A 22,702-nucleotide genomic window follows, 5' to 3' on the forward strand; every position below is an offset into this window, starting at 1 on the left:
TAAATTTTAGGATTGAATCGAGCAGTGCTCTGCTTTTAAAGAAATCTATTGTACTACTAACTACAATTCTTCAAGAGAATCACAGTGGTATTCTACTTTTTCTTTCTTTTTAGCAGGTTGTGTGCTCATTCCTTTGTTTTTCTCTTGCAATAATTGACCAATCAATTCGCTTCTCTCTTTAATGATTGCTTTTCTTTGTTCTTCGTCTTTTTGAACATCATAATATACAACACCTTCAATTAAAGTTTTTTCTGCTTTGGCATAAATTGATAACGGATTGGCGTTCCATAAAACGATATCAGCATCTTTACCAGTTTTGATACTTCCTACTTTATCATCAATGTGTAATAATTTTGCAGGGTTTAAGGTTACAAATTTCCAAGCATCTTCTTCAGATACATTACCGTACTTAACTGCTTTTGCAGCTTCTTGGTTCAATCTTCTTGACATTTCGGCATCATCAGAGTTGTAAGCTACAACCAATCCAGCTTTGTGCATGATAGGTCCGTTGAATGGAATAGCATCATTCACCTCAAATTTGTAGGCCCACCAGTCAGAGAAAGTAGAAGCTCCAACACCATGTTCTTTCATTTTGTCGGCAACTTTGTATCCTTCTAGAATGTGCGTATATGTATTTACTCTAAAGTTAAATTTCTCGGCCACCTTCATCAACATCAAGATTTCTGATTGTACGTAAGAGTGACAAGAAATAAAACGCTCTTTGTTTAAAATTTCAGCTAAGGTTTGTAATTCTAAATCTACGCGAGGTGCTTTACCTTTTTTGTTGCTTGAATTGTATGCTTTCCAAGCTACATCATAATCTTTTGCACGTTGAAAATAATCAGTAAATACTTGTTCAACTCCCATTCTACTTTGTGGGAAACGAGTAGGGTTAACATTACCCCAGTTCGATTGTTTTACGTTTTCACCAAGTGCAAATTTGATAAAGCCTGGCTGGTTTTTGTATAACATTTCATCTGCAGCAGCACCCCATTTCCATTTTACAATGGCAGAGCGACCACCAATAGGGTTTGCTGATCCGTGAAGCAATTGCGAAGTAGTTACTCCACCAGCTAATTCTCTATAAATATTCACATCCTCTGAGTTTACTACGTCTTGAATAGTTACCTCGGCGCTAGAGTTGTGACCGCCTTCGTTTACTCCATTTGAAATGGCAATATGCGAGTGCTCGTCAATAATACCGCTAGTAAGGTGTTTTCCTTTTGCATCAACAACAGTGGCACTGGCATCTGAAAGATTTTTTCCAACGGCAGCAATTTTTCCATTCTTAACAAGTACATCTGTTTCTTCCAGAATTCCTTCTTTTTCGTTCGTCCAAACAGTTGCATTTTTGAATAAAAGGGTAGTTGCTGTTAGTTTTTTCGTGTTTCCGTAAGCATTGTTCGGGTAAGTAACTGGCATGATTGCAGGTCCTTTTTCTACTTTTGAGGAATCTATTGCTTTTGCAAATGCAGCCGTCTTTACAGCAGCCCATTTCAATTCTGATCCATCAAACAAAACCGCTTTTCCAGATAAATTATCGGTATTGTCAACATAACCAATTAATCTAGTAAAGTTCGTTTTGGTTGAATCAAGTGGTTTTACCACTGTAGAAACCCAGTTGTTGGTGAATGTCAATTTTGAATTCACTTTTTTAGCATCAGTTGTCGTAATTTCTGATTTAGGAGCGTTGATTTCGCCGTTGATTTTCCATTTGAACTTTTCGTTTCCAATCGTTAAATCGTAGTTTCCTCTAATGTCTTTGGTGTTTAAATCGTTGATGACGAATTTATTTCCTTGTACCCAGTTTTCGTACATTACAGTTTTGGCGTCAAAAATGGCTCCTGATGTAATCACAAAGTTGGCTAAACTTCCATTTTTCAAAGATCCTACTTCATTACTTTTTCCTAAAAGTGCTGCAGGAACGGTAGTTAGTGCCTCTAAAGCTTTAGTACTATCAAAACCGTATTGAATGGCTTTTAAAAGATTGGTTCTAAAATCTTCAATTTTTTTCAATTTATCAGTGGTCAAAGCAAAAACAATTCCGTTATCTGACAATACTTTTAAATTGCTAGGTGCTTGATTCCAATATCTCAAATCTTTTAACTCCATTTGGTTGGCCTGATTCGGGTCGGAAACATCATAAGCCTCTGGAAAGTTGATTGGAATGATGAATTTCGAATTCGTCTGTTTGATTTCTTCAATACGTTCAAATTCGTTACCGCTTCCTTTAAGGATGTAGCTTAAGCCGAATTCTTTTGCAATTTTGGCAGCACGTAAACTATTCAGTTTATCTTCGGTTGTAAAAATTTGCACCAATTTTTCATTACTCGCCAATGCTTCAAGAGATAAATCTTTTGTTTTGGAATTTCCTTTTTTATACCAATCCAAATCGTAGTACATCTGGCGTAATAGTGCCATCATTCCCATCAATGAACTTGGGTAAGATTGCGCCGTTGTTACACTTCTTGAAAAGGCAAAATGATTAGTCAACTTATCAGTTAGTAATTGATTGCTGTTATCAAAATTATTTAATGCAACTAGAGTTCCTGTACCGCGAGCAATTCCGTCAGGGATGTGCGAACCTACAACACCAAAACCAGCCTTTAGTAATTCTTCGGCCTTAGTTTGGTCGTACTTAAAGGCTTGGTAGGCGTTTTGCTCTGATTTGATGTTTTCATTCCAATAATAACCCACGCGTTTGGTATCGTATAATGAACCACGACCCGCTGTTGCTGCAGGTTTTGGTTTCTCTATTCCAAAGCTAGTGTACAAATCGATAAACGATGGGTAAATCGATTTACCATTTAGATCAATAGTAGTGCAGTTTTTTGGGATTGCTACATTAGTTCCCGCATTTACTACTTTTCCATTTTGGATTAATAAAGTTCCTTTCTGGATAATTTGTGTGGGTGTTACATAAATTTTAGCATTAGTAAATGCCGTAAAATTGTTGGTCTTGTTGGGGATACTTTCGTTGTTAGGAAAGTACTCCTGTGCATAGGATTTAGGCATGAAAATGCTTAAAACCAGCAGTAGTACGATTTTTTTCATAGTTTAGTTTATAATTAGTCCTTAAAAGTAAAAAAATGTTAATATTTCTCCTTGTCTTTAATGGATTTTAACATTTATTTTTGATAGTTAATCAACGAATTTGAAGTGATTTTAATAAAAATTTAAAGAGATATGCAATCTTTTTTAGCTAATGTTCAATAATTGATAAAATATGTAAGATTTGTAGGTATAATTTAAAATTTTTGTTTACTTTTAAAAATAAAATATTGATTGTATGCTAGTTAAAGTTTTTGGGAGTGCTGTTTTTGGAGTCGAAGCAACTACAATAACGGTTGAAGTTAACATGGATAAAGGTATTGGCTACCACTTGGTAGGATTGCCTGATAATGCCATAAAAGAAAGTAGCTACCGCATAGCAGCCGCTCTTAAAAATAACGGATTTGCCATGCCTGGTAAAAAAATTACAATTAATATGGCTCCTGCTGATTTGCGAAAAGAGGGTTCTGCTTATGATTTAACTTTGACGATGGGTATTCTTGTAGCTTCTGCGCAAATTCAAGCCGAAGCGTTGGCTGAGTATATTATTATGGGCGAACTGTCACTCGATGGCAGTTTACAACCTATTCGAGGTGCTTTGCCTATTGCAATTAAAGCGAAAGAAGAGGGTTTTAAAGGTTTTTTTCTGCCAAAGCAAAATGTAAAAGAGGCCGCTATCGTTGCAGGTTTAGATGTTTATGGTGTTGAGAACGTACAAGAAGTAATTGATTTTTTTGAAGGCAAGGGTACTTTGGAACCTACAAAAATAGATACGAGAGCTGAGTTTTATAAAACCTTAGACTTTCCTGAGTTTGATTTTTCGGATGTGAAGGGGCAGGAGAGCATTAAGCGGTGTATGGAAATTGCAGCAGCTGGAGGGCACAATATTATTTTAATAGGTCCGCCTGGAGCAGGAAAAACCATGTTAGCCAAGCGATTGCCAAGTATATTACCACCAATGACTTTACGCGAAGCGCTTGAAACCACCAAAATTCATAGTGTAGCTGGAAAATTAAAAGAAGTAGGCTTGATGAATCAAAGGCCATTCAGGAGTCCGCACCACACGATTTCAAACGTAGCTTTGGTGGGTGGAGGTAGTTATCCGCAGCCGGGTGAAATATCAATGGCACACAATGGTGTATTGTTTTTGGATGAGTTGCCGGAGTTTAAACGAGATGTTTTGGAGGTGATGCGACAGCCACTTGAAGATCGAGAAGTAACTATTTCACGAGCTAAATTCACAGTAACTTATCCATCTTCTTTTATGTTGGTGGCCAGTATGAACCCGAGTCCGAGTGGATTTTTTAATGATCCTGATGCGCCACAAACTTCTTCTCCGCATGAAATGCAACGGTATTTGAGTAAAATTTCTGGGCCTTTATTGGACCGCATTGATATTCATATTGAAGTAACCCCTGTTCCTTTTGATAAATTATCAGATGATCGCAAGGCGGAAAGCAGTGTTTCGATTCGTGAGCGAGTTACGGCAGCAAGAGAAATTCAAACGTTGCGTTTTGAGCAAATGGACCACATTCATTACAATGCACAAATGAATACCAAACACATTCGAGAATATTGTGTGCTTGACGATAGTTCTAAATTATTATTAAAAACAGCAATGGAGCGCTTGAACTTGTCGGCTCGAGCGTATGATAGGATTTTGAAAGTAGCAAGAACGATAGCCGATTTAGATGCGGCTCCGAATATTTTAGCTATGCATATTACAGAAGCCATTCAGTACCGAAGTTTGGATCGCGATGGTTGGCTGGGCTAGTTCTATTAAAGTGTCATTGAAAATTGGTAGTATAAATTCAAAATAAAACTACTCTCGTAAATGAAAGTAGTTTTGATTTTAATTTTGAAAGATAAACGTGATTTTAGCCCCAATTGAAGTGTAAATCCTCCCGATTTTTCTCGGGATATTGCAACGGAAAGCGGGACAAGTTAGGATCTGAAATGAGATTTTCTGCTCCTAAAACAACCAATATTAGTTAGATGAACGTCTTTCGTTATTTTGTTTAGGTTTTCGTGGTCCAAAGCTATTTGAGCTTGTACGTTTACTAGCATCAGCTTTAGGTTGCTTTGGTGTGGAATTGCGTTGCGGTCTGCCTTGCCCTTGTTTAATAGGAGCGGTAGATGCATTTGGGTCGGCCTCAAAACCAGGAATCTGCTCTTTAGGCAAGCGCAATCCAATTAGTTTTTCGATGTCTCTTAAAAATTGTGTTTCGTCAGGACTAAACAATGAAATAGCTTCGCCGCTGGCACCCGCGCGACCTGTACGACCAATGCGGTGTACATAATCTTCAGGAATATTTGGCAATTCGAAGTTAACTACGTGCGGTAATAATGGAATATCGAGTCCTCTTGCAGCAATATCGGTTGCTACAAGCACTGCGACAGTTCCTTTTTTAAAGCCGTCTAAAGCCTTTGTTCGTGCACCTTGTCCTTTGTTTCCATGGATGGCAGCAGCTACAATTCCGGCTTTGTTCATGCTCTCGCACAATTTATTGGCACCTTGTTTGGTGCGCGTAAAAACGAGTGTTTGTTTCCAATTACCCTCCGAAATCAATTTGATGATTAATTCGGTTTTTTTCTCTTTGGCTGCAGGATATATTTTTTGAGCAATTGCTTCAACAGTTGTGTTTTCAGGAGTTGCCTCAACATGAACGGGTTGGTGTAAAATACCTATTGCTAGTTTTTTGATATCTGGAGAAAACGTGGCTGAGAATAATAAGTTTTGTCTTTTGGCAGGAATGATTTTTAAAATTCGCTCAATGTCTCTTAAAAATCCCATGTCGAGCATGCGATCAGCCTCATCTAGTACAAGGATTTCAATTTTATTCAGGCTTATTAAACCTTGATTTTGTAAATCGATTAATCGTCCAGGAGTTGCAACCAGAATATCAACGCCTTGGCGTAATTGAGTTACTTGCGGATTTTGATTTACTCCGCCAAAAATTACAGCACTTTTTAAGTCTAAAAAGATGCTATATTCTTTAATATTTGCTAAAATTTGAGCTGCTAATTCACGTGTTGGTGTAAGTATTAGCGCTCTAATTGGGCGGTTGCGTAGTTGTACTCCTTGAGCGAGCGTATGTAAAATTGGTAACGTAAATCCAGCTGTTTTTCCGGTACCGGTTTGAGCTGAGGCTAATACATCTTTTCCGTCTAAAATGGGTGGAATTGCTTTTTGTTGTATTGGTGAAGGGGTAGTGTAACCTTTTTTACTGATGGCTTTGAGTAGCTCATCAGATAATCCTAACGATTTGAATGACATATATGGTGTTTACGAAGTATGTACATAAAAAAAATACTTCTTTTAATTGTGCGCGAAGGTACTGCTAATTTTTTGATATGCTGGTTTATAGCGAACATTACTTATTTTTTGTAATCTTTTAACTATAATATTGTTTTTTTAGTAAAAAAAAATAGGGTCGAACCCTATCTTTCTTTTTAATTCATTAAGACCTTTATAGTTCTTCGAAAGTATTTCCCTGTCTAATGTCACCACTTTTATAGCCTTTCATAAACCATTGTTTACGCTGCGCGGAAGTACCGTGTGTGAATGATTCTGGAACGATATGCCCTTGAATTTTCGACTGAATTGCATCGTCGCCTACGGCATGTGCAGCGCTAAGTGCATCATCTAGGTCTCCCTCTTCAAGGAAGTTTTTCATATTTTGATTGTAATGTGTCCATAGACCGGCATAAAAATCAGCTTGCAACTCGAGAGCTACTGATAATTTGTTTGCTTCGGCTTGACTTTTTCCTTGTTGCATTTGTCGCATCTTGGCTGATGTACCTAATAAGGTTTGTACATGGTGGCCTATTTCATGCGCAATTACGTAGGCTGTTGCAAAATCGCCTCCTTGAGCGCCAAATTTGGTTTTTAGATCATTAAAGAAGGTCAAGTCCATATAAACTTTTTGGTCAGCAGGGCAGTAAAAAGGTCCTGACGCTGATGTCGCACTTCCACACTCCGTATCTACAGCATCTGAAAATAAAACCACAGTTGGTTCTTTGTATTGTAAGTTGTTTTCTTGAAAAATTTTGGTCCAAACATCCTCAGTGTCAGTTATAATCGCATCTACCATTTTGCCCTCTGTAAGCTCAGCTTGCGTAAGGTCTCTTTGCTCGGTTGGCGCACTTTGACCGCCTTGATTTAATTGTTCTAATATAGGAGTTAGCATTTGCGCATTTTCACCACCAAAAGTATTTAATAGAATAATTATAATTCCTATTATTCCTCCGCCAACAATTGTTTTACCACCTGAAGACATTCCTCTGCGATCTTCAAGATTTCCGCTTTCGCGTCTGCCACTCCATTTCATAAGTTTGAATTTAACTGTTACTTTTTTATTGAATTTCTGTTTTTGTTACGCTTGTTGCCACTTGAAAAACGTTTCCTCGACAATGCCTTTAATAATTGGTTTTGGGATATAATCGTTCATGCCGGCTTTCAGGCAGTTGTCTCTTTCTTGTTTTTCGGTTCCGGCCGTGATTGCAATGATGGGTACCTGTTTGCCTGATTCTAATTTTCGTATTTGTTCTGTGGCCTCGTAACCATTCATGATTGGCATTTGGATATCCATAAATACAAAGTCAGGTTTCCATTTTTCAAATTGCTCTACAGCTTGTGATCCATTTGCGGCTTCGTGAATTGTAGTAGGAAAGGAAAGGTTTTTTAAAATTGTTTTTAATAACAGCATATTTACTTTATTGTCCTCTACAATTAGTATGGTTGCCATTTTTGAGCTGATTTTATTTTTTACAACCATGTCTTTTATGGTGTTAAAATCAGTATCAAAGAGACTTTCGCTAACAATAATTTCAGAGCAAGTTTGTAATTTTATGTCAAAATAAAAGGTACTACCTTTTTTGGAAGTGCTTTCGAGCTGCAACTTGCTATTCATTAGTCCAAGTAACTGGTTAGATATGGTAAGTCCTAAACCAGTTCCTCCAAATTTTCTTGTTGTAGATCCGTCTTCTTGTGAAAAAGCACGAAAGATTTTCTTTTTATTTTCGTCCAATATTCCTATTCCTGTATCCTTTACTGCAAAGCGAATAGTAGCGCTACCATCCTGAAGAGGGTTGAGCATTTTTACTTCTAATTTGATACTTCCTTTTTCAGTAAATTTTACTGCATTGGCTAATAGGTTAATCAAAATTTGTTTTAGTCGAACACTATCCAACAAGAAGAATTTTGGCAAATCCTCTGCGATATCCAATTGTAATGCTAACTTTTTTTGATTAGACTCAATTAAAATTAAATCAATCACTTGATGTAAAAGCTCTATAATGTTGCATTTTTCGACGTACAATTCTAGTTTTCCAGCCTCAATTTTCGAAAAATCTAGAATATCATTGATGATATCAAGCAAAGAGTGTGCAGACTGACTAATGGTTTTCATGTACTTACTTTGAGTAGGTCCTAGCGTCGTTTTCATTAGCAGATCTGTAAAACCGATAATGCCATTGAGAGGTGTTCGTATTTCATGGCTCATATTGGCTAAGAACTCTGATTTTGCCTTGTTGGCCGCTTCAGCCAGCTCTTTTTCTTGAATTGCGGTTTCAGCAATTACACGCTCAGTGATATCAATAAAAATACCTTCTAAAAAAGCAATTTTGTCATTTTTGTAGATGGCATCTCCAAATTCTTCAACCCAAACTACGCGGTTTTCTTTATGTATAATGCGGTATGTTTGTCGAATAGACTTTTTGTTTTCAATTGCTTCTTTTTGCTTGTTAATCGTTTTAATTTTATCCTCTGGATGAATGAGATCGATAAACGATAATTCATTATTTAAAAAAGCAGATTTTGCATATCCTGTTAATTTTTCTACTTCATCGTTTATATAAATTTTAGTATTGTTCTCATCGTAGTTTGACAAATATACCGTTCCAGGTATGTTGTTAGCTAAGGAACGAAATTTCTCTTCACTTTCATAAATGGCGGTTTCATTGGTAATGCGTTCTATAGAAGAGGCAATATTTCGAGCCAAGGTTTTTAAAATGGTTACCTCGTCTTCGCTCCAATAACGCTCTGTTACTGTATCATCAAAGCCTAAAAAGCCTTGAAATTTATCTTTAATGAAAACAGGAAACAATATAAGCGATTTTACATCAACACCCTCTAGTTTTTGGCGAAGCGATTTATTTTCGATATGCGAAATAGTAGCCTCGTAAATTTCGTTATTTAACAACGGAATTAAAAGATCTTCAAATTCTGAATGAGGTATGTTTTGAAGTCTTGGGTTGGTTTCAGTTAATTTATTGTTTTGTACAAACCAACGGTGCTTTTGACTAATTAATCCTGTTTCTTGATTGTGTTCGTAGTAATAAGATCGATGGGATTTGGTTGCTTTACCCATAATGATCAAGGCATCTTCAAAGATATCGTTGAGATTAGTAGAATTTAAGAAATTTTCGGTACACAAAGCCATTGCAGATAAAAGTTCACTCTTGTATGCGAGTTTACCTTCTGTTTCAAAGCGGCTTTGTGAAATGATATTTAGAGCAATAATATCTGCAATTGTTTTTGCGAAACTGATATCTTCATTGTCCCATTTTATTTTATAATGGGTCGATTCTAAACATAAAATTGCAAACAATTCACCGTTTAAAATTAGCGGAATATCTAGAAGTGATTTTATATTATGTTTTGTGAAATATTCGGCATTAAGTTCTTTTAGGCTTTTCTTTTTAACAACATTAGAGGCACAAATTTGTTTTCGAGTTGTTAATTTCTCAAAGTATAAAGGGAAATTTTCTTGGTACAATACTTCACCTTTGCTGAAGCAATTTCGATCTAATTCAAACAAACTTTCGCAAATAATTTTGTCTTTTTCATATTTCCAGTAACTTACCCTGTTACATTTCATGACTTTAGCAGAGGTCTCAATAATTTGATTTATACCAAGCTCAAGGTTACTATAGCTACTAAAATTGGTTGTAGATAGTTTTGTTATGGTTTTGTTGTATTCGTCTAATTTTTTCTGTCGCGTTTTGGTATCGAATTCAATTTCTTTGAACTTTGTAATATCTCTGGCGATACCTGAGTAAGCAATAATTTTACCTTGCTCGTTACGACGAATAATTACTTTTTGCGATACCCACAATTCATCGCCATTGCTTTTAATCATTGGGAATTCAACGGTTGGGAAAAAACTTTTATCAGTTGTGTTATTTAAATAATAATCAGTCATAGAAGATTCAAAGTCCTTACGTATGAAATCAGTAAAATAACTACCAATTATTTGTTCTTTTTTGTAACCTAAAGCTTTGATTGAGAATTCGTTTACAAATACAAACTGCCCCCTGTTATTTACTTCATAAATTAAATCAATTGCGTTTTGAATGAGGTTTTCATATTGATTTTGCATTTCCATTTCATGAGTAACATCTTGGCCAATTCCAATGATGAGGTCATCCGAAAATTTTTTGTCATTCCACCTAATTATCTTGTAATCTCCATTTTTACACTTGAGTCGGCGTGTAAATACGCGATCTACTTGAAATTTTTTGTGATAATCTTCGCCATAAAACTCCGTATCCTCAGTTAATTTCCAATAACCTAAGCCCATTACTTGATCTACAGAATATCCTAAAATAGTTTCAACATTTTCACTACAAAATACGATTTCACCTTTAATATTAGTTGCTAAAATTAACGAGTTCCCTTTATTAATAATTTGGTTGTTAAAATTGAGTTTGTTTTTTAAATTTAAAATAGAAAGCTGTCTTATGTAATTAACCACCACAACTGCTATGCAATAATTAAATAAAATGATGGCAGTGTTTATAGGAATGATTTCAAAAACCATTAATACAAGCAAGAAAATGAAAACAATTGCTACTAAGATCCAATACCATTTTTGTGGCTTTACTATAGAATACGAGAAGAAAAAAGCAGCAACAAATGCAATCGAAGGAATGATATCAGGAGAGTATAAAATGATATTTCGAGCAATGTAAACCAGAGCTATTAAGAATAATACTCGGAAAATTTTCTCTCCATTCTGGTAAATAAAATTATTTTTTTTGCTCAAAAAATAAAGTACCAAAAAATAAAGTACCAAAAAGAAAATACCTATGAAAGAATTTGTAGCTAACAAGCTGGAATCTCTTATTTCAAAAATTTCAAAACTAATTTCTAAAAAAGGAATTATAATTCCAATAAACAAAAAGTAAAGCTGGTATTCCTCACTTTTTGAGTCTTTTACAGAATTTCGTTTGATAAAATCGGGATAAAGAAGCTGTGTAATTTTTGAAAATTTGAAAATAATCAAAAACAATAAAAGTAAAATAAAAGGATTCAGAATGCGGAATAAATTATTATTCATCGCAAGTTTGTCAATGAATGAGACAGGAACAGCACTCGCAAGTACAGATATCTCTTCCATTAAGGAATTGTTTAATTGTAAAGCTGCTATAGTTTTACAAGCGTAAGTCATGATTTGTTTTGGCTTTAATTCAATAAAATTTGAAAAGTACTTCTAATTTGATTGAAAATTAAGTAATTTTTTAATAAGAACCAAAACAAGTAATCGGTCTGTTTTGGTTCTTATTAAAAAAAAAAATTCTAGCCATTATACTCCAAATCTTCAGGAGTTTCAATACCAATTATTTCTTTATAAACAACATAGTATAATGAAAAGACAAAAGGAATAGTAAATACTAATCCAATGCAACAACCTAAAAATCCAATCCAAGATGCAATCGAGCTTACGACTATCAAGCCTAAAAGAGTCAATGGCTGTTTAGAGGCCACAAGGATACTTGCTTTGATAGATTCAACTGCTTTTAAGTTTCCAAAAATGATAAAAGGTACAGTTAAAAAGGTAAACAGCGAAAGTATACTTGATATCACATAACCTAAAAATGGAATTTGAAAAAAAGCAATAGTATTTTGTATTGATGAACTAACGATAGCCAAGAGTACTGAAGCTATTAAGAGTTCAACAAAATAGGGCGCTTTATAATATTGAAACATGGTTGCAATACCAAATTCTTCATCTTTGTCAGCGCTTTGTGCCATTTTTGTTAAACCAGCTGGAAAAGGACATGTAATAGCAGCAATAAATACTGTTGCTACAGAAACATATAGTAAAATTTCCAGAGGTAAAGTTTCTAATTGTAAATTTTCTGGTTTTAAAATGGCTTTTAATTCAGGAAATCCAATAAAAGCAATGGCTATTCCGAAAAGAACTAAACTAAAAAGAGTAAAAAATACAAAAATCATTAAACCTCCATACCAGGCAATTTTTTTATAGTTTTCGATGGTGTTGTTGAATACGGTTCCAAAATCAAGTTCGTATCCTTGTTCTTTGATTTCGGCTAGACGTTTTTTTGTGTACGTGCTGGAGGTTGTTTGCATCGGTTTGGTTTTAGATTATTATGTTTTAATAGTCGCATTTTTTGTAAAAAGTTTCATTTTTTGTTTTAAATAATTTTATGAATCTACTACTTCTTCAAATATTATTTATCATAAAAAGATTGTGCGGCTCCGAATATTTTATGCAACTACATCCATTTTAGAAGTTTACGAATGGTTTTTAATTTTTCTTTATAAGGTGCGTAGCGCAGCGGTAGATCAAGCCAAGTTCCTCTTTTTACTATCGATTTTTGATGGGAGAAAATATCAAAACTAAGTTTTCCGTGATAAGCGCCCATCCCGGAATGTCCTACACCACCAAACGGAAGTATCTCGTTTACCAAATGCACCACTGTGTCATTGATGCAACCACCTCCAAAAGAATGATTTTGCAAAACATAATCAACATATTTTTTGTTTTCAGAAAACAGATAAAGTGCAAGCGGTTTTTCGTAACTGTTGATAATTTGATCTACTTCAGAAATATTAGTGTAGGAGATGATAGGAAGTATTGGACCAAAAATTTCTTCTGTCATTAGTAAACTATCTTTTGCGGGTTCGTCAACTAAGGTTGGAGCTACGTAAAAACTATTTTTGTCCGATTGGCCTCCAAAAAGTATCGATTGGTTTTCGAGAAGTTGTAATTGTCGTTCCCAATTTTTTTGGTTGATAATGCGAGCGTAATCTGGAGACTCTTGTGGATTTTCGCCCAATGCCGCGGTAATTTCAAAACGTAGCGCCTCAATTAATTGCTGTTTAACAGATTCATGTACCAAAACATAATCAGGTGCTACGCAGGTTTGTCCAGCATTTACAATTTTTCCCCAAATAATTCGTCGTGCGCTAATTTTAATATTGGCGGTTTCATCAACAATGCACGGACTTTTACCTCCCAACTCTAGTGTAACTGGTGTAAGATGTTTTGCGGCCGCCTTGGCTACAATTTTTCCTACTGCCACGCTACCCGTAAAAAAGATGTAATCCCATCGTTTTTCTAGTAAATCTGCCGCTACTTTGGCATCACCAGTAACCACGACCACATGTTGTACCGTAAAAGTTAAACGTACAATTTTAGCAATTATAGCGGCGGTTTTAGGTGTAAGTTCTGAGGGTTTTAGTGTAACAGCATTTCCCGCGGCTACAGCTGCAACAAGCGGACAAAAAGCAAGTTGAAAAGGATAGTTCCAAGGAGACAAAATTAAAACATGTCCGTACGGTTCGCTGTAGATGTAGTCAGATGAAGGAAAGTTGAGTAAGGAAGCGCGAACTTTTTTAGGTTTGGTATAAGAGTCAAAATTTTTGATAGTTGCTTTAAGGTCACTGATAACATAATTGGTTTCGGTTAAAACAGCTTCAAAATCAGGTTTTTTAAAATCATCATATAGGGCTTTTATAATTTCGTCTTCGTGTTGCGTAATTACGTCAAGCAATTTTTTTAACGATTCTTTTCGGTACCCTAGATCGGTTGTATATTTCATCAGATGTTTTTATTTTAAAAGTACAATTTAATTAGTTTAAAGCCAATTTTGATTTTAATAAAAAAGCGAGCTGTTATAGCTCGCCGTATTTGGTTTTCTTTTCTCTAAAATTAAGAGGAATAGATTTTTTGAATGTTGTTTAAATGGCATTCCAAATTACATCATCGGGTGTTGGAGCAATAATTTCTAGTTTTTCTTTTGTAACCGGATGGTCAAAAACTAATTTTCTTGCATGCAGGTGAATACCTCCATCGGGATTACTTCGGTCAAAACCATATTTTAAATCACCTTTGATAGGAGAACCAATTGCAGATAATTGGGCGCGAATTTGATGGTGTCTCCCGGTGTGCAAATTAATTTCAAGGGCACAATAATTATTAAGTTCTTTTATGATTGTATAATCTAAACTGGCCAATTTACTTTCGGGTACTTCTTTTAAATGTGCTTTAGAAGTATTGTTTTTTTCGGTTCTTTTCAAGTAGTGCACCAATTTGTCATGGCTTTTTTGCGGTTTGTTTTTAACCACACACCAATAGGTTTTTTGAGTTTCACGATTGCTAAACAATTCGTTCATTCTGCTCAATGCCTTACTGGTTTTTGCAAAAACTACAATCCCTGTAGTTGGGCGGTCCAAACGATGAACAACTCCTAGAAACACAGCACCTGGCTTATTGTACTTTTCTTTGATATATTCTTTTACAACCTCCGGTAAGGGTTTGTCTCCGGTTTTGTCACCTTGAACAAGGTCTCCTACGCGTTTGTTAACAACAATAAGATGGTTGTCTTCGTGCAGAATTTGAAGGTTGTTTTTATTTGATATTATTTTCATTCGGATTTCCCAGTAGGGGATTAGGGCTTAATATTGTTCGCTCGCATTTGGAAAATCAGATGATTTTACATCGGCCACATATTCTCCAATGGCTTGTGTCATTCCTTCGTAAAGGTTCATGTAGCGACGTAAAAAACGAGGACTGAATTCATTATTCATACCCAACATGTCGTGAATAACCAATACTTGACCGTCTACACCACCACCAGCACCAATACCGATTACAGGAATCGATATACTTTGCGCCACTTTTTCAGCTAGGTGAGCTGGGATTTTTTCTAAAACCAAAGCAAAACATCCTAGACGCTCTAATAATTTGGCGTCTTCGATTAATTTATCTGCTTCTTCTTCTTCTTTTGCACGAACTGTATACGTACCAAATTTATAGATAGATTGCGGTGTAAGACCTAAATGTCCCATCACCGGAATTCCAGCATGTAGTATTTTTTTAATCGAATCTTTAATTTCGTGGCCGCCTTCTAATTTAACTGCATGGCCGCCACTTTCTTTCATGATTCGGATAGCAGAGCGTAATGCTTCTTTTGGGTCTGATTGGTAACTTCCAAAAGGCAAATCAACCACAACTAAGGCTCTTTCAATAGCTCTCACTACTGATGAGGCGTGGTAAATCATTTGATCTAACGTAATTGGTAAAGTCGTTTCGTGACCTGCCATAACATTTGATGCTGAATCTCCTACCAAAATAACGTCAATACCAGCAGTATCAACAATTTTAGCCATGGTGTAATCATAAGCGGTAAGCATCGAGATTTTTTCGCCATTGGCTTTCATCTCGATCAATGATTTTGTTGTGATGCGTTTGTAATCTTTTTTTGCTACAGACATAATTCTTTTATTTGAGGCGGTAAAGGTACTAAAATGAATATTTTTTAATCAAAAATGTAACACTAAGTTTGTAAAAGTACTAATTATAAAAATGGAATATATGAAGCGTATAGTTACCGTAATGATTTTGTGCTTTTTTGTGGGAAGTTTGCAAGCACAGAAACAAGAAAAAGAAAAAATAAAAACTACAATAATTCAGTTTTTTGAGGCTTTTCATACCAAAGATACGGCGCAACTCAAAACCTTTTGTCACCCTAAAATGCTAATGCAATCCATAGCAGAAAAGCCAACAACTGCAACGGTAACTGGTGATGGAGTGGCGAGTTTTATGAAATCGATTGCTTCAATTCCAGCGGGAATGGCCTTCAAGGAAGAGTTAAAAGGCTTTAATGTTCAAGTAAATGGCGCTATGGCCCATGCTTGGACGCCTTATGTTTTTTCAGTGAATGGCAAAGTGAGTCATACTGGTATTAACGCTTTCACTTTCGTGAAAAATGCTGATACTTGGCAAATTGTGCACCTGATTGATACCCGCAAAAAATAGAGTTTATCGAATTATTTTAGTCGAAGGTTCAACAAAACGAGACGATTATTATTCTAACAATCGGCCATATTCACTGCAATGGCAAGACCGCCTTCAGATGTTTCCTTGTATTTGTTGTTCATGTCTTTAGCTGTTTGCCACATGGTATCGACCACTTTGTCTAACGGTACTTTTGCATTTTTAGGATCGGTTTGCAAGGCAAGTTCAGCGGCATTGATCGCTTTTATGGCGCCCATAGTATTGCGCTCAATACACGGAATTTGAACCAATCCGGCAATTGGGTCGCAAGTAAGTCCCAAGTGATGTTCCATCGCTATTTCAGCAGCCATTAGAACTTGTTCTGGAGTTCCGCCCATTACCTCGCACAAAGCGGCTGCGGCCATCGCTGATGATACACCAATTTCTGCTTGACAGCCTCCCATTGCTGCTGATATTGTAGACCCTTTTTTGAAAATACTTCCAATTTCGCCGGCAACCATCAAAAATTTCTTGATTTCTTTGTTACCTGCTTGATGATTTTCAATTACCAAATAGTACATCAATACGGCTGGAATTACTCCTGCGCTACCATTAGTAGGAGCCGTAACTACACGTCCGAGTGCAGCGTTTACCTCATTGACTGCAAGGGCAAAAGTAGAAACCCATTGCAAAATTTGTCTGAATTTAACTTCGGTTTTTCTGATTTCTTCCAACCAAGATTGTGGCGAATTATAGTTAGACAAACCAATTAAATTTTGGTGCATGTCGAAAGCACGACGACGTACATTGAGTCCTCCTGGTAATATACCTTCTGAATGGCAACCAATATACATACACTCTAACATGGTATGCCAAATGCGCAGTAACTCGTGATCAATGGTGTCTTCGCTTCGCATTGATTTTTCATTCTCAAAAACAATCTCCGAGATCGATTTGTTTTTCTGACGGCAAATGGCTAGTAATTCGGTTGCTTTGTCAATAGGATAGGGGAAGGCGCATTTTATCTTTACTTTTTCCTTGGCATTTACACGTTCTTCTTTTACTACAAATCCGCCACCAATAGAGTAAAAGGTGGAAGCATACTCTTTTTCATCGCTCAAATAGGCCGTAAAAGTGAGTGCATTGGCATGAAAAGGTAAAAAGTTTTTATTGAAAACAATGTCCTGTAAAAAGTAAAATGGAATATTTTTTTCGTCACCCAACAATATTGTATTCGTGTTTTCGATGTTTTGAATGATGCTGTTAATGTTGGCAATCGGAATGTACTCTGGATCTTGTCCGCTTAACCCAAGCATCACGGCAAGATCAGTTGCGTGTCCTTTTCCAGTTAGTGAAAGGGAACCGTATAAATCGATTTTGATGCGAGTTACTTCTGTAAAAATAGTTGCTTCACGAAGTTCTGTCAAAAAACGCTCTGCCGCTCTCCACGGGCCTAAAGTGTGGGAACTCGATGGGCCAACGCCAATTTTTAACATGTCAAAAACAGAGATACATTCTTCCATTTGTAGTGTGATTTTGTTGCTTGCAAATATAATAGAATGTGGCAATGATGCTAGTTAAAAATTAAATATTATTGTTTTTTTAATAATGATTGTAGCTGTATTATCAGTATTTGATAAAAAATAGTTGATTTTGATGGATGTATAATGAGTCATTCAAAACTACTTTTTCGGTTCAAAATAGTTTGTGGATAATACACTAAATGGCTATTTTTGAGGCATAACTAATTGAAACAATATGAAAAAAACTATTTTTTCTTTCGGACTACTGCTTGCTTTTGTCTGGAATATGCAGGCGCAAGTTCAAAGTCCTTCGGAATTTTTACCTCTTTATGGGAAACAAATTTCATACTACCATCAAGTAGAAAATTATTTCAAACATTTAACCGAAAAATCTCCTCTGATTAAACATCAAAAGTATGGTGTAACAGCTGAGCAACGCGATTTGAGTGTATATTTTATCTCCTCAGAAGAAAATTTATCGCAATTAGATGCTATCAGAAATAATAATCTTGCGGCCATCGGTATGTCAGCCAATCGTACTGCAAGTATTGGCGATAAATTGATTGTTTGGTTAAGTTTTAACGTACACGGAAACGAGTTTGCGGGAACTGAAAGTGCCATGACAGTGGCTTATGAATTGCTCAATCCAAGTAATGCAACCACTAAAAAATGGTTAGAAAACACGATCGTTATTCTTGATCCTTGTATTAATCCAGACGGATATTCAAGATATGGAAATTGGTTACGCGAAATATCTGGAAAGCAAACGCATCCAGAATTATCAGATAGAGAACACATGGAAGCTTGGCCAGGCGGGCGCTACAATCATTATATGTTCGATTTGAATCGTGATTGGGCTTGGCAAACGCAAATTGAGTCGCAGCAACGCATAGCGCTCTACAACCAATGGATGCCGCAAGTACATACCGATGTGCACGAAATGGGGTATGATTCTCCTTATTTTTTCCCGCCATCAGCAGAACCTTTGCACGAATACATTGAACCCTATCAAAAAGATTTTCATGCTACTTTAGGCCAAAATATCTCAAAGAAATTTGATGCTCAAAACTGGATGTACAATACAAGTGAGCGTTTTGATTTGTTTTATCCTAGCTATGGTGATACTTATCCAACCTATAACGGTGCAGTTGGAATGACTATGGAGCAGGGAGGAATAGGCGCTGGTCGTGCAGTATTGATGAGTAATGGTAATGTTTTAACTATTAAAGACCGTTTAACCCATCATGCCACTGCAGTGTTGACGGTGGTAGAATCGGCGTCAGGACAAGTGGATGTTTTATTGAAAGGCTTTAGAGGATTTATGAATAATTCTCGTAAAACGGTAAAAGGGAATTACAAAACCTATGTCTTGAAGCAAAACCCTAAATTAGTACAACTAGCCGATTTGCTCGCTAAAAACAATATCGAGTACAGCTATGCAGCAGGTACTCAAAAAGCAACAGGGTTTGATTATTACACAAAATCCGATAAGGCTTTTTCGGTAGAGCCAAATGATATGATTGTAAAAGTGGACCAGCAAAAGGCAGTTTTTGCACAAGTTTTATTTGAACCAAATCAAAAATTAAACGATAGTTTATCCTATGATATCACTGCGTGGGCTCTTCCGTTAGCTTATGGAGTTCAGGGTTATGCTGTAAAGAATAATCTTCTTGTTCCCACAAAAAAGAGGATTGAAATTGCTGAAAAAGTAGTTCCAAAACAGGTATATGCTTTTTATATTCCTTGGAATAACAGGGTTTCAGCTCAAGTTTTAGCAGCATTGCATCAAAAAAATATCAAAGTGCGTTCAGCTATGAAAAAAGCCGTTTTTGGAGATGTTGTGGTAGAGCCAGGCGGATTGATTGTGACCAAAACAGACAATATCAAAATGGCTGATTTTGAAAATACCGTTTCTAATATTATCAAAGTTAAGAACGATTACAATTTTATACAAACGGGATATTCATCTAATGCCAAAGATATTGGTGGAGAAAATTTCGTTTTGTTACGAGCGCCAAAAGTAGCTTTGTTATCAGGAAAAGGAGTGTCAAGCACCGAGTTTGGTGCTGCGTGGTATTATATGCAAGAAACAATTGGTTATCCGGTGAGTGTTGTCGAGACTTCTAATTTCAATAGAGTGAATTGGAACAGCTATACCACTTTAATTTTAGCTGATGGTTATTATTCCTTGTCAGAAGAGCAACAAAAAAAATTAGCCGAGTGGGTTTCTAATGGAGGAAAAGTCATTGCTATGAACAACGCATTGTCATTATTTGATGGCAAAGAAAATTTTGCTCTTACGCGTTTTGCCACTGATGAAGAAAAAGAAAATGCAGCGAAAGCCGATGACGAAGCCGAATTAAAAGAGCGGTTTTTGGATTTTCAAGATGCAGAACGTAGATCGATTTCAAAATCAATTCCGGGTGCAATTATTGAAAATGTATTAAACAAAACGCATCCGTTGGCTTTTGGTTTGGGCGATAAATATTTTAGTTTGCGTACCGATGATAGACATTATTCGTTGTTAAAAGGAGCAACAAATGTGGTTTACGTACCTAAAGATTTTAAAAGCTATGGCTTTGTTGGAAGTAATATTCGCAAAAAATTAGATAATACAGTAAGTTTTGCTGTTGATTATAAAGGAAACGGAACCGTAATTTATATGGTTGATAATCCTTTGTTTAGAGGTTTTTGGGAAAACGGAAACTTATTGTTCAGCAATGCTTTGTTCTTGGTAAATTAAACCAAATCCAACTTAAATAAAAAAGAGCATCATTACAAAATGATGCTCTTTTTTTATGCTTGTTTAAAAAGGATATCCAATGGCTAGATTGAAGATGAGGTTTTCTTTGCGCCAAGTTCCATTTCCGAAATTGATTTGATCTAAAACCCAACGATTTCCTGATGGTAAATTGGGCTTTCGCAAAGGAAAAGCAAAATCAGTACGCAAAACCAGAAATGAAAAATCAAATCGCAATCCTGCTCCGGCACCTACTGCGAGTTCACTCATGAAATTCTTCGTAAACTTAGCTCCTGGCTTGTCGCTATTTTCGTTCAACAACCAGATGTTTCCAGCATCTACAAAAAGAGCTCCTTTTACGGGACCATAAATTTGTGCTCGATATTCTGTATTGAATTCAATTTTGATATCTCCGGATTGGTCAGGTAAAAATGCATTACTGTTTGTAGTTGAACCATCAAAACTTCCTGGACCAATTGAGCGCGCTCTAAAAGCACGCAAACTGTTTGTGCCACCTATGAAAAATTGTTTGATAAACGGCATTTCTCTCGAGTTTCCATAAGCGTAACCTACACCTGCAATTACTCTTGTAGCCAATTGCGACTCGCGACCCAATTTATAATAATGTCTAAAATCATTTTCAATTTTTATAAACTGACTGAACGGAACATTAAAGATAGATATTGTATCGCCTTTTTGAATGTTTGCACCTGTTGCTAAACCTGCAATATTCCCTGCCAAGTCAATACTTCCTTTGTAATAAAAAGTGTTTTTCTTCCTTTTTTGCATCGTATTGGTGTACGTGTACGAATAGGTAGGACCAAAAATAAGCTGCTTTTCGATAACTTTTTCTAAAGTAGGGTTGCTAGCAATTTGTTGTAAATAAAGGTCGGTTACGTTTTGAGGACTCGCATAGGTAATCTCTGAAATTTGCAAAACGTGCTCTTTGCGTTCGTTTTCTTTCCACAAATAACCAAACGAACCTTTAAATGTTTGTAATGAATATAAATTGGTTCTGTTTTGAAACTCGTAACCAAGTGTTGCTTTTGTTTTTGGCACAAATCCTGTGGGCTCTTTCAATTTAAAAGGTGATATCAATCGTGGCCAAATTAAATTAGCTTCGGTTCCCACACGATACACATTAAAACCGTTATTCTGTCCCGATACTTGAACTTCGACCCCTCCAAAAGCAGATACTGTGAGTAATTCGGCTCCACGAAAAGTGTTTCGGTTACTCCAATTTAAGTTGAGTTCTGTACCTGTATAGTTAGCAGAGTTGGTTTTACCAAGAAGTTCTAACTGCAATGATTTTCTTGGTAAAGGAGTGAGGTAATAATACGCGTCAAGGTAGTTGGCGGTTGTATCTGATACTGTGAATTGATTTTTTACGAATTTAAAAGTACCCAAATTTACCAATCGATTTAAAGACAAATTATGATTAGTACGATTGTATAAATCGTTTTTTTTAAAGTAAAGTGCTCTGTCGAAAATGCGTGGTTTGAATAATTTTGCAGAATCAATAATGGTCAAATCATTGTACTTGGTGATAGAATCTGCTGATTGTTTGATGCCATTTGGACCAATAGAAAAATTTGGATAAACGATTATTTTGTTGATTTTGTATGGCGTTAACGCTAATTTTGGCGTAGCTTCTTTGATTTTTACAATTAAATCAACTTGATTTTTGGCTACGGTGCTATCCACTTGCACTAAGATATAATCAGCATTAAAATAATAAAACCCTTTTTCTTTCAAGCGGCTGTCAATACGAATGCGCTCCTCTTTTATAACCTCTAAGCTGTATGGTTTATTGATTTTTAAAAGGCTACGTCGCATCGCAGCGTTTACGGCTTTACCAATTACAGACGAGTCGGTTGGGAATTTTACAGATTTAATGGTATACGGTTTCCCGGGTTTTACCGTGTACAAAACACTAGCTAGTTTGCCTTTCGTGGTAGAGTCGGCTGTAACTCGTGTTGTAAAAAATCCTGAATTTTCACTAGAATTTTGCAGCACATTTTTGGTGTACTCAGGATCTACTTGGCTGTAAAGTACGGGCGCTTGTCCTGCTTTATTTTTTAACCAATACCTGAAACCTTTTTCTTTTTTTGGATTTCCTGCAAAGGCGTAAAGGTATAATCTTGGTCGCATGCCAAAAAAACTTGCGTTTGGTTTTGGGCGTACCAAATCTTCTAAACTATTTTTTAGTAATTTTTGATCTTCCTTTGAGGTGGCGGTATCTTTTACGATTACTTTGGCGCCAGTGTATAAAAGTTCACCTTCGGGTAAAAATTGTGTACCGCTGCAAGCAGATAGCAAAAATAGGCAAAGTACCAATGGTAAATAATGACTCTTCATGT

13 protein-coding genes are annotated in these 22,702 nt (G+C 36.0%); 3 read left to right on the forward strand and 10 right to left on the reverse strand.

The genetic code is table 11. The annotated features are described in order from the left end of the window. Positions 1-60: 60 nt before the first annotated feature. Entirely contained in the window at positions 61-3,054 is a 2,994-nt protein-coding gene (locus tag G9Q29_RS04065) for an amidohydrolase family protein (protein ID WP_166133608.1), read from the reverse strand. A gap of 235 nt (positions 3,055-3,289) precedes the next feature. Between G9Q29_RS04065 and G9Q29_RS04070 the strand changes: the two genes are divergently transcribed. Further along, entirely contained in the window at positions 3,290-4,825 is a 1,536-nt protein-coding gene (locus tag G9Q29_RS04070; RefSeq protein WP_166133610.1) for a YifB family Mg chelatase-like AAA ATPase, read from the forward strand. A 213-nt stretch (positions 4,826-5,038) separates the two neighbouring features. Here the strand turns inward: G9Q29_RS04070 and G9Q29_RS04075 are convergent, their stop codons facing one another. The 7 genes from G9Q29_RS04075 to panB form a co-directional block, all read right to left on the reverse strand. Beyond that, positions 5,039-6,328, reverse strand: coding sequence for a DEAD/DEAH box helicase (locus tag G9Q29_RS04075; protein WP_166133612.1), 1,290 nt, complete (start codon positions 6,326-6,328; stop codon positions 5,039-5,041). A gap of 193 nt (positions 6,329-6,521) precedes the next feature. Further along, complete coding sequence (gene ypfJ / locus G9Q29_RS04080) at positions 6,522-7,382, reverse strand: KPN_02809 family neutral zinc metallopeptidase (RefSeq protein ID WP_166133614.1); 861 nt, start codon at positions 7,380-7,382, stop codon at positions 6,522-6,524. Positions 7,383-7,427: 45 nt separating this feature from the next. Further along, a complete protein-coding gene (locus tag G9Q29_RS04085) occupies positions 7,428-11,453 on the reverse strand; it encodes a PAS domain S-box protein (protein ID WP_225872885.1) in 4,026 nt (1,341 codons plus the stop codon). A 179-nt stretch (positions 11,454-11,632) separates the two neighbouring features. Next, positions 11,633-12,427 (reverse strand): hypothetical protein, encoded by a 795-nt coding sequence (locus G9Q29_RS04090; protein ID WP_166133618.1) that lies wholly within the window; start codon positions 12,425-12,427, stop codon positions 11,633-11,635. Positions 12,428-12,573: 146 nt separating this feature from the next. Then, positions 12,574-13,902 (reverse strand): aldehyde dehydrogenase, encoded by a 1,329-nt coding sequence (locus tag G9Q29_RS04095; RefSeq protein ID WP_166133620.1) that lies wholly within the window; start codon positions 13,900-13,902, stop codon positions 12,574-12,576. Between the two features lie 139 nt (positions 13,903-14,041). Then, positions 14,042-14,731 carry an RluA family pseudouridine synthase gene (locus G9Q29_RS04100; RefSeq protein WP_166133622.1) on the reverse strand — a complete coding sequence of 230 codons (690 nt, stop codon included), beginning with the start codon at positions 14,729-14,731 and terminating at the stop codon, positions 14,042-14,044. Between the two features lie 27 nt (positions 14,732-14,758). Next, positions 14,759-15,577 carry a 3-methyl-2-oxobutanoate hydroxymethyltransferase gene (gene panB, locus G9Q29_RS04105; protein WP_166133624.1) on the reverse strand — a complete coding sequence of 273 codons (819 nt, stop codon included), beginning with the start codon at positions 15,575-15,577 and terminating at the stop codon, positions 14,759-14,761. Between the two features lie 100 nt (positions 15,578-15,677). Here panB and G9Q29_RS04110 point away from each other — a divergent pair, with 100 nt between their 5' ends. Then, positions 15,678-16,121, forward strand: coding sequence for a nuclear transport factor 2 family protein (locus G9Q29_RS04110; protein WP_225872886.1), 444 nt, complete (start codon positions 15,678-15,680; stop codon positions 16,119-16,121). 53 nt (positions 16,122-16,174) lie between these two features. On the opposite strand, the gene G9Q29_RS04115 is transcribed toward G9Q29_RS04110, so the two are convergent. Further along, on the reverse strand, positions 16,175-17,602 hold the full coding sequence (locus tag G9Q29_RS04115) for an L-serine ammonia-lyase (protein WP_166133626.1): 1,428 nt from the start codon (positions 17,600-17,602) through the stop codon (positions 16,175-16,177). Between the two features lie 235 nt (positions 17,603-17,837). Between G9Q29_RS04115 and G9Q29_RS04120 the strand changes: the two genes are divergently transcribed. Further along, on the forward strand, positions 17,838-20,345 hold the full coding sequence (locus G9Q29_RS04120; protein WP_166133628.1) for a DUF4350 domain-containing protein: 2,508 nt from the start codon (positions 17,838-17,840) through the stop codon (positions 20,343-20,345). Positions 20,346-20,408: 63 nt separating this feature from the next. Here the strand turns inward: G9Q29_RS04120 and tamL are convergent, their stop codons facing one another. Next, entirely contained in the window at positions 20,409-22,700 is a 2,292-nt protein-coding gene (tamL, locus tag G9Q29_RS04125; RefSeq protein ID WP_166133630.1) for a translocation and assembly module lipoprotein TamL, read from the reverse strand. Positions 22,701-22,702: the final 2 nt, after the last annotated feature.

It is taken from the genome of Flavobacterium turcicum (genome assembly GCF_011365745.1).
In the GTDB taxonomy this organism is placed as follows: domain Bacteria; phylum Bacteroidota; class Bacteroidia; order Flavobacteriales; family Flavobacteriaceae; genus Flavobacterium; species Flavobacterium turcicum.

What these genes read in the sequence shown, in the direction of transcription:
- G9Q29_RS04110 (WP_225872886.1), top strand. Translation starts at nt 15,678, where the DNA reads ATGAAGCGTATAGTTACCGTAATGATTTTGTGCTTTTTTGTGGGAAGT.
- G9Q29_RS04065 (WP_166133608.1), bottom strand. Translation starts at nt 3,054, where the DNA reads ATGAAAAAAATCGTACTACTGCTGGTTTTAAGCATTTTCATGCCTAAA.
- G9Q29_RS04115 (WP_166133626.1), bottom strand. Translation starts at nt 17,602, where the DNA reads ATGGAAGAATGTATCTCTGTTTTTGACATGTTAAAAATTGGCGTTGGC.
- panB (WP_166133624.1), bottom strand. Translation starts at nt 15,577, where the DNA reads ATGTCTGTAGCAAAAAAAGATTACAAACGCATCACAACAAAATCATTG.
- G9Q29_RS04070 (WP_166133610.1), top strand. Translation starts at nt 3,290, where the DNA reads ATGCTAGTTAAAGTTTTTGGGAGTGCTGTTTTTGGAGTCGAAGCAACT.
- G9Q29_RS04090 (WP_166133618.1), bottom strand. Translation starts at nt 12,427, where the DNA reads ATGCAAACAACCTCCAGCACGTACACAAAAAAACGTCTAGCCGAAATC.
- ypfJ (WP_166133614.1), bottom strand. Translation starts at nt 7,382, where the DNA reads ATGAAATGGAGTGGCAGACGCGAAAGCGGAAATCTTGAAGATCGCAGA.
- G9Q29_RS04085 (WP_225872885.1), bottom strand. Translation starts at nt 11,453, where the DNA reads ATGGAAGAGATATCTGTACTTGCGAGTGCTGTTCCTGTCTCATTCATT.
- tamL (WP_166133630.1), bottom strand. Translation starts at nt 22,700, where the DNA reads ATGAAGAGTCATTATTTACCATTGGTACTTTGCCTATTTTTGCTATCT.
- G9Q29_RS04100 (WP_166133622.1), bottom strand. Translation starts at nt 14,731, where the DNA reads ATGAAAATAATATCAAATAAAAACAACCTTCAAATTCTGCACGAAGAC.
- G9Q29_RS04120 (WP_166133628.1), top strand. Translation starts at nt 17,838, where the DNA reads ATGAAAAAAACTATTTTTTCTTTCGGACTACTGCTTGCTTTTGTCTGG.
- G9Q29_RS04095 (WP_166133620.1), bottom strand. Translation starts at nt 13,902, where the DNA reads ATGAAATATACAACCGATCTAGGGTACCGAAAAGAATCGTTAAAAAAA.
- G9Q29_RS04075 (WP_166133612.1), bottom strand. Translation starts at nt 6,328, where the DNA reads ATGTCATTCAAATCGTTAGGATTATCTGATGAGCTACTCAAAGCCATC.